Origin of the sequence: Sandaracinus amylolyticus (assembly GCF_021631985.1) — a bacterium.
GTDB classification, from domain to species: Bacteria; Myxococcota_A; Polyangia; order Polyangiales; family Sandaracinaceae; genus Sandaracinus; species Sandaracinus amylolyticus_A.
Genome location: NZ_CP070225.1, coordinates 3,859,632 through 3,871,682, shown reverse-complemented (window position 1 = coordinate 3,871,682; position 12,051 = coordinate 3,859,632). Strand labels below are relative to the sequence as shown.

Below are 12,051 nucleotides of genomic sequence, written 5' to 3'. Positions count from 1 at the left end.
CCGCACCACACCAGCCACGCCAAGACGTCGCGCGCCAGGGAGGGCGGAGTAGGTTTGATCTCCCGGGGCCCCCCTGATAACCCTTCCGGCCGCCGATGGCCGACGAGACCCCGAGCGGGATCCCGACGCACCGCCCGCTCCCGTCGGTGGGCATGCCTCTTCTCCGCGACGATGTGCGCACGACGCGGCAGAAGCAGCTGCTCGCCGTCGTGGTCCTCGTCGCGCTCGCAGCCGTCACGATCGCGGTGGTCGCGCTGGTCCCGGGCCCGCCGCAGGAAGGCGAGGGCGCCGAGGTCCCCAGCGCCGACGAAGGGCCCGCGGTGCCGCTCGCCGTCGGGTTCAGCCCGCCGCACGACGCGGGGCCCCTCGCGATCGACGCCGGCCCGCCCGCTCCGCCGCCCGAGCCCCTCGCGGTCGAGTCGACGGGCGTGCCCGGCGGGACGCGCACCACCCACGCGTTCGGGCGCGCGGTCGGCTTCCGCCCCGCGCTCACCAACTCGGGCGTGAGCGGCGCCGACGCGGATGCGCTCACGACCGCGCTCACCGGCGTGCTGGATTTCCGCCGCTGTCGCCCCGAGCACCAGATCGTGCTCGAGCGCGACGCCGACGGATCGCTCACGCGCTTCGAGTACCGCGCGTCGATCACCCAGATCTACGAGGCGGTGCGCGACGGCGCGCGCTGGCTCGGGCGTCAGGTCGAGGTGCCGGTGCAGCGCACGCGCCTCTCGCGCGGCGGCACGGTCGCGACCTCGCTCGGCGCGGCCCTCGAAGGCGCGGGGCTCGGTCGCGCGATGGTCGGTACGTTCGTCGAGACCTTCGACGGCCGCATCGACTTCAACACCGAGACGCGCGCCGGCGACGCGTTCCGCATCCTGCTCGACGAGGAGCGCATCGACGGGCAGTTCCTCGGCTACGGCACGGTCTGGGCGATCGAGTACCGCAGCCAGCGCCGCGGGGTGCTGCGCGCGTTCTGGTTCGAGACGCGCGCGGCCGGCGGCGGTCGTCCCGCCGAGGGCGACTTCCACGACGAGACCGGTCGCGCCGTACACGGCGGATGGCTGCGCACGCCGCTCCGCTACGATCACATCAGCTCGCCGTTCAATCCGCGCCGCATGCACCCGGTGCTGCGCCGCGTGATGCCGCACAACGGCATCGACTACGCCGCGGGGACGGGCACGCCGGTGTGGGCCGCGGCGGACGGAACGATCACGTTCATCGGCCCGCGCGGGGCGAACGGGAACCTCGTCGCGCTGCGCCACGAGGGTGGATACGAGACGTTCTACGCGCACCTCTCGCGCTTCGCGCCGGGGCTCTCGCGCGGCGACACGGTCACCCAGCGCCAGGTGATCGGCTACGTCGGATCCACCGGGCGCAGCACCGGCCCGCACCTGCACTTCGGGCTCAAGCGGCACGGCGGGTTCGTCGATCCGGGGCGCGAGCTCAACGGCCCGGGGCGCATGCTGCCGGCCGCGCAGATGGGCCGCTTCCGCGCCCAGCTCGCGGGACTGAGGCGCGAGCTCGACGCGATCGAGATCCCCGAGGTCGCGGTGAGAGAAGCGCCCGACGCGCATCCCGTCGCGGCGAGCGAAGACGTGATGGACTGACGCTGCCGGCGTCCCGTCGTCGAATCTCGGAGATTCGCCCCGGCGATTCTGGAATCGGTCGTCGAATCTCGGAGATTCGCCCGGCGATTTTGGAATCGGTCGTCGAATCTCGGAGATTCACCCGGCGATTATGGAATCGGTCGTCGAATCTCGGAGATTCACCCGGCGGTTCTGGAATCGATCGCCGAATCTCGGAGATTCACCCGGCGGTTCTGAAATCGCTCCTCGAATCTCCGAGATTCGCTCGGACCTCAGGCGTCGAAGAGCCCGAGCGCCCAGCGCAGCGTGTTGCGGTCGATGTTGTGCCCGGTGTGGAGGATCACGACCTTCTTCCGGGCCAGCTCGCCGCGCAGCTTGAACGCCGCGGCATAGGATGCCGCCGCCGCGCCCTCGGCCGCGTTGTGCGTGCCCTCGAGGGCCGTGCGCACGGCCTCCTTCATCTCGTCCTCGCTCACGCGCACGACGCGGTCGACCTTGCCCTTCGCGATCTCGAAGGGCAGCTCGAACGCGAAGCGCGTCGCGAGGCCGTCGGCGAAGGTGTCGGCGTTCTCGATGCTCGTGAGCATCCCCGACTCGAGCGAGCGCGCCATCGCGTCGGCGCGCTCCGCCTGGACGCCGATGATCTGCATGTCGGGCCGCAACGTCCGCAGCGCGACGATGGTGCCCGCGAGCAGGCTGCCGCCGCCGATCGGCACGATCACCACGTCGGCGTCGGGAAGGTCCTCCGCGATCTCCATCGCCATCGTGCCGATCCCGGCGATCAGCAGCGGCTCGTTCGCGGGGTGCACGTAACGCAGCAGCTCGTTGCGCGCGCGGGCCTCGGCCTCCATGCGCGCCTCGTCGAAGTCCCGGCCGAACTCCACGACCTCGGCGCCGAGCGCGCTCATGATCGCGTTCTTCTCGGGGTTGTTCCCCTTCGGCACGTAGATCACGGCGCGCGATCCGAACGCGCGCGCCGCCCATGCCAGCGACAGGCCGTGGTTGCCGCGCGTCGCGGTGATGACGCCGCGGGCGCGCTGCGAGTCGCTGAGGTTCGCGAAGAGGTTCACGCCGCCGCGCACCTTGAACGCGCCGATCGGCATGTGGTTCTCGTGCTTCACCCAGGCGTCGACGCCCCACCGCGCGGAGAGCAGGGGGTAGCGATAGAGCGGCGTCCGCGGGAGCCAGCGGTGCACCACGGGCCACGCGCGCAGAACGTCCTGGAAAGTAACGGGCATGACCTTCGGGAACCTCCGGATTCGGCGAGTCGCCGATTGTAACGGACGGGCGAGGGCGGTCGACCGGGGGGTGTGGGCGCCCTCGCGGGGCCTCCCATGCGCCCTCTTGCGCCCGAGGTGGGCCCATGCCATAAGCCCCACCGATCCGTTCCGTTCGCTCCGCGCGGAGCCCGGGGCCTCGCCTTCGTCGACCGAGCACGTTCCCCCAGAGAACGTCTCGCGAGAGGGAGCCGTGGTGGCGGGTAACGCGACTGCCTCCCTGAGGCAGCATGCCCTGACGGGCAGGCGGCGCACACGAGACAGCGGAATCGGGCGGGGCGCTGGAGTTTCTCGCAGAATTTCCTCCATCACGAGGTCTTCTCATCGAGCCTCCGGCGCGCCCTCGACGCCGCTCGTAGCGGGTGCCGCTCCCGTGCTCGGCCGACGTGCTCGGCCGTAGCCGACTTTCCACACCAGCCCTCGCGCCCCGAGGGTCTTCTTCCCTTCCCGTCGCGGGGATTCGTCCTCCGCGGGAACGCGCCGACCCGAGGCTCCCGCCTCGGGGCCACTCGCCTCGGAGCACGGCGCGCCGAGGCCGCGCTTCCGAGACGCTCGAAGGCGCGACGCCATGCAGGGCCGGGGCCCCTGCAAACCGCTGCACGGTCTCCAGAGGTCCATGACGGACACGCATCCCGAGCTCGACGATCTGGCCCTCGACGCCTCCGAAGGTGACGGCGACGAAGGCTACGACGATGGTCCCGAAGGCGCGCTCGACGAAGGCGCCGACGATCGTTCCCACCGAGCTCGGCGGCACGCCGATGCCGACGCCGACGGCGATGCCGAAGAAGGCGACGACGAGGACGACGGCGAGGACGACGACGACGAAGCGCCTGCGCGCGTCCCCGATCCGAGCCGCGTCGCCCAGCACGTCTCCCGCTTCTCCGATCGCGCGATCCAGCGAGTCGTCGGCGGCAACGCGTTCCTGCGAGGCAGACAGTACGCGCGCCGCGGTGACGTGAAGGAGCTCTCGACGCAGGACGGCGAGGCCCACGCCCGCATCCACGTCAAGCAGGACACCTACGAGCCGCGCCTCGTGCTCGGCGAGGACAACGCGTTCACGTCGTCGTGCACTTGCGCGGGCTTCCGCGGACCGACGCAGCACTGCAAGCACGTCGCGGCGCTGCTCGTCGCGCTGCGCGATCGCGAGCGCCCGCCGCGCCCGAAGGCGCCGCCCCAGGATCGCCCGGCGTCGAGCCCGCCCGCGCATCCCAAGACGACGACCGAGATCCCGCCGGGCACGAGCCACACCGTGAGCGTCGGCGGCAAGCGTCGTCGCTCGCGTCGGCGCCGTCGCGGCGCGGAGACGAACGGCGTCTCGCACCTCGAGGTCCTCACGACGCGCGATCCCGGGCCTGCGATCCTGCCGCCTCCGGGCGCGGTGCTGACCGGCAATCTCGCGTACGCGGAGCGCCCTGGCTCGGCGCCGCTCTCGGTCGCCGCGGCGAGCGAAGCGCGCGGCGTGCTCGACGCGTGGCTCCCCGGCCCCGACGAGCAGACGAAGCCGTTCGACCTCGAGTTCCGCATGCAGGTGCGATCGGCGTCGATCACGATCACGCCGGTGATCGCGGGCACGCGCACCGCGGTGCCGATCGCCGACGCGCTCGCCGCGTTCCACGCGGTCGCCGGCCCCACGCGCGAGATCATGCGCGCGCTCGCGCGTCACACGCCGCGCAACACGCCCGCCACCGCGGAGCTGCGCGCCGAGGACGCGGCCGAGGTCCTGAGCATGCTCAAGGATCGCCGCGTGCTGCTCGAGCCCGCGTCGATGGAGCTGCGCTTCGCCGACGACACGCTCAAGCCGCGCATCGAGCTCGATCAGGCGAACGGGCGCACCTGCCGCGTGCGCGTGGTGTTCGAGAGCAAGGGCGGCCTGCGTCGCTTCCCGCTCTCGAGCGGCGCGTGGTTCGAGGGCACGCCGGGCTGGCACGTCGACACGACGGAAGGCATCGCGCGCCCGGTCGCGGAGAGCGTCACGCCCGCGTGGCTGCAGCGCCTCTATCGCTCGCCCGCGCTCATCTCGCCGATGGGCGAGCTGCCGCGCCTGCTCGGCGAAGGCATTCCGCGCGTCGCGGCCTCGCTGGGCGCGGAGCTGCCGGACCTCTCGCAGATCGCCGATCTCGTCGACGCCGCGCCGCGCTTCAAGCTGCAGCTCGACGGCGACATCATCGAGGCGCGCGCGAAGCTGAGCGTCTACTACGGCGAGCAGCTCTTCCCGATCCCGCCCGCGGAGTTCCCGTCGCCGCTCGCGTTCCTCCCTCCGCGCGAGCCTGGTGGCCGGCCGCGCGTGGTGCGTCGCGACGTCGGCGCCGAGATGAGCTCGGTGCAGCAGCTGATGAACCTCGGCTTCGGCGTCGACGAGACGCGCGAGGGGCTCGTCACGAAGGGCGACACCGCGGTGACGTTCTGGACGAGCGGCATCACGTCGCTGCCGGAGAGCTGGGAGAAGCTCATCCCGCACGACCTGCGCGCGGTGAAGGTGCGCGACGCGAGCGTCACGGCGCAGGTGCGCGTCGCGAGCGGCGTCGACTGGCTCTCGCTCGACATGTCGTTCAACGCGGGCGGCGTCGCGGTCGACGAGGACGAGCTGCGCAATGCGCTCGAGAAGGGGCGTCGCCTCGTCAAGCTGAGCGACGGCACGTTCGCGCCGGTGAAGGCAGAGGAAGTGCGCGAGGTGCTCGACCGCATGGCGGAGATCGTCGCGGGCACGAGCGGCGCGAAGGTCCCGCTCTCCCAGGCGGGCCGCATCCAGGATCTGCTGCGCCTCGTCGGCAACAGCAGCGTCTCGCCGCAGGCGAAGGAGATCCTCGGGAAGCTCGAGGAGATCGGCGAGATCGAGCAGATTGCGAAGCCGAGGAACCTCAAGGTCCAGCAGTTCCGCGACTACCAGAAGCGCGGCTTCAGCTGGCTCGTCTTCCATCACAACCTCGGCACGGGCGGCATCCTCGCGGACGACATGGGTCTCGGTAAGACCCTGCAGACGATCGCGATGCTGCTCTGGCTGAAGAACAAGACCAAGCAGCAGAAGCCGACGCTGGTCGTCGCGCCGACGAGCGTGGTGCCCAACTGGGCGCGCGAGATCGAGAAGTTCGCGCCCTCGCTCTCGACGCTGATCTGGCAGGGCCCGGATCGTCACGAGCTCCGCGAGGAGATCGAGGACACCGACGTGATGATCACGTCGTACGCGCTCCTTCGTCGCGACGAGGAGCTGCTCAACGAGATCGACTTCCGCTACGTCATCCTCGACGAGGCGCAGCACATCAAGAACCCGCTGAGCGCGACCGCGCGCGCAGCGAAGAAGCTCAAGAGCGAGCGCCGGCTCGCGCTGACCGGCACGCCGATCGAGAACCGCTTGAGCGAGATCTGGTCGATCATCGACTTCGTCTCGCCGGGCCTGCTCGGCTCGCTGAAGGTCTTCGAGGAGAAGTACGCGCGACCGGTCGAGCGCGGCGATCAGGACACCGTCGCGAAGCTGCGCGCGATCATCCATCCGTTCGTGCTGCGCCGCACGAAGGGCGAGGTCGCGCCGGAGCTGCCGGCGAAGATCGAGCAGGAGATGATCGTCCCGCTCGCCGACGATCAGGCCAAGCTCTACAAGCAGATGCTCTCGCAGGTCCGCGCGAGCGTGATGAGCGAGGTCGAGAAGCAGGGCGTCGGCAAGGCGCAGATCCAGATCCTCGCGGCGCTCACGCGCCTCCGTCAGGCGGCGTGCGATCCGCGCCTGACGAAGATGAACGCCCGCGAGGGCGAGTGGAACGACGAGACGAGCGGCAAGCTCTCGGCGCTCCGCGAGATCCTGCAGGAGGCGAAGGCGGGCGGGCACCGCGTGCTCGTGTTCTCGCAGTTCGTCGAGATGCTGCAGCTGATCAAGAGCGCGGCGGATCAGGACGGCATCCGCTACGAGTACCTCGACGGCTCGACGAAGGATCGACAGGACCGTGTCGATCACTTCAACAAGGACGAGAACGTCGACGCGTTCCTCATCTCGCTCAAGGCGGGCGGCACCGGTCTGAACCTCACGGGCGCCGACACGGTCGTGCACTTCGATCCGTGGTGGAACCCGGCGGTCGAGGACCAGGCGACGGATCGCGCGCACCGCATCGGTCAGACGAAGGTCGTGACCGTGTATCGCCTCATCGCGAAGGGCACGGTCGAGGAGAAGATCCTCCAGCTCAGCGACAAGAAGCGCGAGCTGATGAGCAACGTGCTGACGACCGAGAGCACGCCGCTGAAGGGCCTGACCAAGGCCGACATCGACGAGCTGTTCTCGGACTGATCGTCGTCTCGCCCGCTGCTCCGAACGAGCGCATCGCGTGTCCTCGCGCGGTGCGCTCGTCGCGTTTCTGGGGGATGCGCGGATCTCTTGGTTTCGCGTGCGTTGCGCTCAGATGAGTGGGTGCGGCGCAGACGTGCTGGAGCTCCGCTGACGTCGAGCTCGGCGACGCCGCGAGGTGTGACTGCGATGCGGTGTCCCAACTGCCAGCGAGCGATGCGAGCGCTCTTCTTCACGTTCGCGTGCGATCACTGCGACGGGTTGGTCGACTCGTTCGACTTCCGTGGCTTCGTGGTGCTGCGGCGAGAGCGCACACTGCCCTGCGAGGAGTACGTCTTCGCGACGCGCGCCGACGCCGAGCGATGGCGCGAGCTCAACGGGCTCTTCGACGCGGAGATCCGCGAGGTGCGCGGCGACAAGCCGTTCCGGTGGCAGCCGAGCCGCGGGACGGTGCGCGGGATCATCCTCGCCGATCGACTCTTCGAGATCTGTCCCGATCACAAGTTCGAGCCGCGGCCCAATCGCGCGTTCCTCGCGCAGCAGCCCGAGCAGCTCGCCGCGTCGCCGTAGCGCCACCATCACGGGCTCGGCGCGCGCGGACGCCGCGATCGCGGAGCTTGTGACGTCCCGCGGGGCCCCCACGTAGGCGCCCGCGCGGTGCGATCACGTTTCGTCTCCGCGCAGGGGGAGCCGGGCGTGACGAACCGAGTGGTCGAGATGCTCGAGGCATCACGCGACGCGCTCGTGGCCACTGCGACGCGCGCGGTGGATCGCGAGCCGCTGCAAGGCGCGCCAGCGTACTCGCGCGAGGACCTCGCGCAGATGGTCGACGGCTTCTTGCACGTGCTCCGCGAGCGCGCCGAGGCGCGCAGCGACGACGCGTACGAGTTCTACATCGACACGGTGATCCCCGGGCTCGTCGCGCAGGGCTCGTCGCCCGAGTCGATCGTGCACGGCACCGCCGCGTGGTGCGCTCGCGTGATGGTGCTCGCGACGCGCGGGCTCCCGCACCCGGACGACACCGCGGAGCTCGACTGGCTCGCCGGCTTCTTCGCGGGCTACCTGCGCGACATCGCGAACAGCGCGTTCGGCGCGGCGACGAGGAGGTGAGCCATGGCCCTCGTCGACGAAGTGGTGAAGGCCACCGGGCTCTCGCACGTGATCGCGGACGACGTCGTGCGCCGCGCGCTGGTGCGCGGTGGTGTCGATCCCGTCGCGCTCACCCGGCCCGACCTCGCGCGCGCGATTCCCTCGCTGCGCAAGGCGCTCGGCCTGTTCCTGCGCGGCACCGAGCTCGATCGCGCGCTGGTGCGCGTCGAGCACCTCGCGCGCGATCGATCGTGATCAGAGCATGCCGGCCGCGATCATCGCGATGACGATCGCGGCCGCGCCGAAGCGCCACCACGCGAAGATCCCGAGGCCGCGCTCGTTGAGCCAGCCGACCATGAAGCGCACCGACACGACCGCCGCGATCCACGCGGCGACGAAGCCGATCGCGACCGGGATCGGGCCGTAGGCTTCGAGCATCGTCGCGCCGTGCTGCAGCGACTTGTACGCCGTCGCTGCGCCGAGCGTGACGAGGCCGAGCAGGAACGAGAACTCGACCGCCGCCGAGAGCGAGAGGCCGACCGCGACGCCGCCCAGGATCGTCGCGAGGCTGCGGCTCACGCCGGGCCACATCGCGATGCACTGCACCGCGCCGATCGCGAGCGCGGCGCGCCAGCCGAGCTCCTCGATCGAGCGTCCTTCCTTGCCCGGCCGCGCGCGAGAGAACCAGAGGATCACGCCGCCGCCGACGATCCACGCGACGACGATCGGCCATGGCCCGAAGAGGACGCTCTCGATCAGATCGTCGAGCGCGAAGCCGACGACGGCCGCGGGCAGGAACGCGACGATCACGCAGAGCGCGAGCTTCGCGCCGATCGGATCGCGTCCGACGACACCGAGCGCCATCTGCCCGACGCGCTTCCGGTAGAGCCCGAGCACCGCGACGATCGCGCCCGCTTGGATCGCGATCGCGTACGCGTTGGACGCGTCGCTCGCGGGGATGCCGAGGATGCGTTGGGTGACGAGGAGATGCCCCGTCGAGCTCACCGGGAGGTACTCGGTGAGGCCTTCGACGATGCCGAGGAGGAGTGCTTGCCAGAGCTCCATGCGAGGGCGCGTCGCGTCGTATCAGACCGGCGCGCGCGCCGCGAGCCGGCGGCGCGCGTCAGCGACGACGACGACGTACGAGCATCATCGACGCGAGCGCGGCGATTGCCAGGGCACCCGCGTGCGAAGGCGTGCGTCCACCGACGACGCAGCCGCAGCCGCCCGAGAGCCGCGGCTCCGCCATCGGCGTCGCCGTGCCGGCGTCGCGATCGCTCGGCGTGGTGCCCGCGTCGGGGATCGGTGTGCCGCCATCGGCGTCGGGCACGCACTCGAGATCGGATCCGTCGCAGTCCTGATCGATCGCGTCACCGCACGTCTCGTCGGCGCCGGGGAAGATGCGCGCGTCGGCGTCGTCGCAGTCGAGGTCGCGCGTCGAGCCGTCCCCGTCGGCGTCGGGCGGGGGCACCACGGTCACGCGGACCTGCAGCTGCGCGTCGACCGGGCCTCCCGAGTCCGAGAACCACGCGACGCCTTCCTGCACGAGGTTGAAGTACTGCGGGTAGTCGCCGGGGCTCGCGGGCGCGCGCACCGTGAACGCGAAGCGGCCCGTCGCGCCGGGCGCGACCTCGCGATCGACGGTCGCGGCGCGGTTGGGCGCGATCCAGTCGGGGCCCGCGATCGGGCTCGCGCGATCGCGCGGCTCGGTGGTGCCGAGGAACGTCTGGCCGGGACGCCAGGTCTCGGTGCCCGCGTTGCGCAGCTCGATGTGCCCCGCGCGCTCCTCGCCCGGCGCGAGCTCGAAGGGATCGCGCGCCAGCGGGAACGACTGGCTCACGTACTCGGCGCGGAAGCGCGGCGTGCTCGGGCCGATCAGCGCTTCGTACGAGCGCACGAGCGACATGTACGTCGGCACGTAGACGCTGCCGACGCCGCTCACGTTCTGGCGGATGTTGAAGTGGAGATGGACCGTGGTCGGCGTGCCGCCGAACGCGTTCGACACGTTGCCGACGACGGTGCCGCGGGTGACGCGCTGACCGACGCTCACCCGCACCGAGCCCATGTGCAGGTAGTCGAAGCGCGTGCCGTCCGCGGCCGTGAGATAGACCGAGTACGAGCCGATGTTGGTGATCGTCCCGTCCACCACCGCGACGACGGGATGCACGTTGTTCATGCAGCTCGAGGCGCGGATGTCCTGGCCCTGATGGCCCTGTCCCGCGGGGCAGAGCGGCATGTCCCACGAGCGCGACTCGCAGTAGTTGTCGCGCCACGGGTACGAGAAGTTCCGCGCGTCGCACTGCGAGCCGCTCGGGCCCTCGTTGCCGCCGACGCCCCACACCTGCGAGTTCAGGAACGCCGGCGCGTCGCGCACCGGGAAGCGGATCCCCGGCGCGTAGACGCGCTCGTCGACGCGACCACGACCGCTGCCCGAGACGAGCTCGCCCGGTGGGCGGTACGTGAACTGCGCGCGCGCGATCGACGGAGCGAGCGCGAGCACGAGCGCGAGCGCCACGAGCATCCTCATCGCGCACCTCCCGCGGGCACGAGGCGATCGGCGAGCGAGAGCACGAAGTCGCGCTCGGTGCAGCGCGTGTCGTCCTCGGGCGACGCGCACTCGACCTCGAGCGCGAACGCGATCTCGCCATCGGTCCACGCGACGCTGCGGATCTGCTCGTTGAGCGTCACGCGCGCGGGCTCGCCGCGCACGCTCTCGTCGGGCGGCGGTGCGGTGACGACCTCGTCGTCGGAGACGACCGGATGCGCGAGGTTCGTCGCGTGGAGCGAGATGGTGAGCGCGTCGTCGCGGTACGAGAGCGCGGCCCAGCGCTCGCCGCTCGTGATGATCGTGCCGCGCGTGTACTCGGCGGGCAGGAGCAGCATCGCGAACGGCGCCTGCTCGAGCGCGGCCTGCGAGTCGGGCGAGAGCGTGTCGATCGGCGAGGGCGGCACGGTCGGTCCGGGCACGAGCGGATCGAGCGCGGTCTCGTCGAGCGACGCGTGGGCCTCGGACGGCGTGTCGGCGGTGCGGCCGCAGGCCGCGAGCAGGAGCGTGAGCAGGACGAGACGGCGCATGACGGCGCGAAGAGCAAGCGCGCGGCCATCGCCGAGGGACGTTGTGGATGCGAATTGATGAATAGTTCTATGGTGTTGCGCGGTACGGATGGAGCGCGATCGGGCTCTTCTGCACGCGGCGCGTCCGGGATCTGGACGCGCCGATCACGCGATCTCGAGGATCGCGTCGCCGCGGTGGGCGCCGATCGCGACCCCGCGTCCGCGGAGCCGCAGCGCCCGCGCGGGCACGACCGGCACCCGCACTCGCAGTCGTCGCTCGACGCGCACCAGGCCGACTCCGTCACACGCGCCGCACTCGACGCGCTCGGTGCGGAAGAAGCTGCGCGCGACGTGCTCGCCGCCCTCGCCGAGGCACGCGGGGCAGGTGCGCGCCGCGAGCAGCTCGAGCGCGATCCAGCGTCCCGGCTCGCGAAGCGCTTCGGGGATGATGCCGACGAGATCGACACCGACCAGCACGCAACGCACGCGCAGCGGGCGGTCGGCGCGGGTGCGCTCGCGCGGCGTGCCGTCGTGCATGCGCATCAGCGTCTCGTACGCGGCGCGCGCGTCGCGGAAGCGGCGCGCGGCGTGGGGATCGCCGGGGTTGCGATCGGGATGGTGGCGCAGCGCGGCGGCGCGGAACGCGCGACGGATCTCGTCGGGCGTCGCGTCGTCGCGGACGCCGAGGATGCGGTGGGGATCGAACGCTCGGTGTGGGTTGGGTCGAGGACGGCTCACGCCGTCGTCGACAACCGAGCCCGGGTGGAGGTTCCCGGGC

10 protein-coding genes are annotated in these 12,051 nt (G+C 71.3%); 5 read left to right on the top strand and 5 right to left on the bottom strand.

Annotation, left to right across the window (positions count from 1 at the left end; all coding sequences use genetic code 11):
- Positions 1-95: 95 nt before the first annotated feature.
- Positions 96-1,604 carry a M23 family metallopeptidase gene (locus I5071_RS16085; RefSeq protein WP_236606342.1) on the top strand — a complete coding sequence of 503 codons (1,509 nt, stop codon included), beginning with the start codon at positions 96-98 and terminating at the stop codon, positions 1,602-1,604.
- A gap of 251 nt (positions 1,605-1,855) precedes the next feature.
- Here I5071_RS16085 and I5071_RS16080 read toward each other — a convergent pair whose 3' ends face one another.
- Positions 1,856-2,821 (bottom strand): threonine dehydratase, encoded by a 966-nt coding sequence (locus I5071_RS16080; protein ID WP_236606341.1) that lies wholly within the window; start codon positions 2,819-2,821, stop codon positions 1,856-1,858.
- 655 nt (positions 2,822-3,476) lie between these two features.
- Between I5071_RS16080 and I5071_RS16075 the strand changes: the two genes are divergently transcribed.
- The 4 genes from I5071_RS16075 to I5071_RS16060 all read left to right on the top strand — a co-directional run bounded on the left by I5071_RS16075 (position 3,477) and on the right by I5071_RS16060 (position 8,474).
- A complete protein-coding gene (locus I5071_RS16075) occupies positions 3,477-7,133 on the top strand; it encodes an SNF2-related protein (protein WP_236606340.1) in 3,657 nt (1,218 codons plus the stop codon).
- Between the two features lie 213 nt (positions 7,134-7,346).
- Positions 7,347-7,700: a hypothetical protein gene (locus I5071_RS16070; protein ID WP_236606339.1), complete on the top strand. Its 354-nt coding sequence runs from the start codon at positions 7,347-7,349 to the stop codon at positions 7,698-7,700.
- 126 nt (positions 7,701-7,826) lie between these two features.
- Complete coding sequence (locus I5071_RS16065) at positions 7,827-8,240, top strand: hypothetical protein (protein WP_236606338.1); 414 nt, start codon at positions 7,827-7,829, stop codon at positions 8,238-8,240.
- A gap of 3 nt (positions 8,241-8,243) precedes the next feature.
- Positions 8,244-8,474 (top strand): hypothetical protein, encoded by a 231-nt coding sequence (locus tag I5071_RS16060; RefSeq protein ID WP_236606337.1) that lies wholly within the window; start codon positions 8,244-8,246, stop codon positions 8,472-8,474.
- Here I5071_RS16060 and I5071_RS16055 read toward each other — a convergent pair whose 3' ends face one another.
- From I5071_RS16055 to I5071_RS16040, 4 genes are all read right to left on the bottom strand, one after another.
- Positions 8,475-9,284 (bottom strand): undecaprenyl-diphosphate phosphatase, encoded by an 810-nt coding sequence (locus I5071_RS16055; RefSeq protein WP_236606336.1) that lies wholly within the window; start codon positions 9,282-9,284, stop codon positions 8,475-8,477.
- 58 nt (positions 9,285-9,342) lie between these two features.
- Positions 9,343-10,746: a peptidoglycan DD-metalloendopeptidase family protein gene (locus I5071_RS16050; RefSeq protein WP_236606335.1), complete on the bottom strand. Its 1,404-nt coding sequence runs from the start codon at positions 10,744-10,746 to the stop codon at positions 9,343-9,345.
- Positions 10,743-11,294 carry a hypothetical protein gene (locus I5071_RS16045; protein ID WP_236606334.1) on the bottom strand — a complete coding sequence of 184 codons (552 nt, stop codon included), beginning with the start codon at positions 11,292-11,294 and terminating at the stop codon, positions 10,743-10,745. The genes I5071_RS16050 and I5071_RS16045 overlap by 4 nt, the downstream gene beginning before the upstream one ends.
- A 144-nt stretch (positions 11,295-11,438) precedes the next feature.
- Positions 11,439-12,011: a DnaJ domain-containing protein gene (locus I5071_RS16040; protein WP_236606333.1), complete on the bottom strand. Its 573-nt coding sequence runs from the start codon at positions 12,009-12,011 to the stop codon at positions 11,439-11,441.
- Positions 12,012-12,051: the final 40 nt, after the last annotated feature.

Excerpts from the sequence above, each read along its gene's own strand:
- I5071_RS16050 (WP_236606335.1), bottom strand. The coding sequence starts at position 10,746 with ATGAGGATGCTCGTGGCGCTCGCGCTCGTGCTCGCGCTCGCTCCGTCG.
- I5071_RS16045 (WP_236606334.1), bottom strand. The coding sequence starts at position 11,294 with ATGCGCCGTCTCGTCCTGCTCACGCTCCTGCTCGCGGCCTGCGGCCGC.
- I5071_RS16085 (WP_236606342.1), top strand. The coding sequence starts at position 96 with ATGGCCGACGAGACCCCGAGCGGGATCCCGACGCACCGCCCGCTCCCG.
- I5071_RS16080 (WP_236606341.1), bottom strand. The coding sequence starts at position 2,821 with ATGCCCGTTACTTTCCAGGACGTTCTGCGCGCGTGGCCCGTGGTGCAC.
- I5071_RS16075 (WP_236606340.1), top strand. The coding sequence starts at position 3,477 with ATGACGGACACGCATCCCGAGCTCGACGATCTGGCCCTCGACGCCTCC.
- I5071_RS16060 (WP_236606337.1), top strand. The coding sequence starts at position 8,244 with ATGGCCCTCGTCGACGAAGTGGTGAAGGCCACCGGGCTCTCGCACGTG.
- I5071_RS16070 (WP_236606339.1), top strand. The coding sequence starts at position 7,347 with ATGCGAGCGCTCTTCTTCACGTTCGCGTGCGATCACTGCGACGGGTTG.
- I5071_RS16055 (WP_236606336.1), bottom strand. The coding sequence starts at position 9,284 with ATGGAGCTCTGGCAAGCACTCCTCCTCGGCATCGTCGAAGGCCTCACC.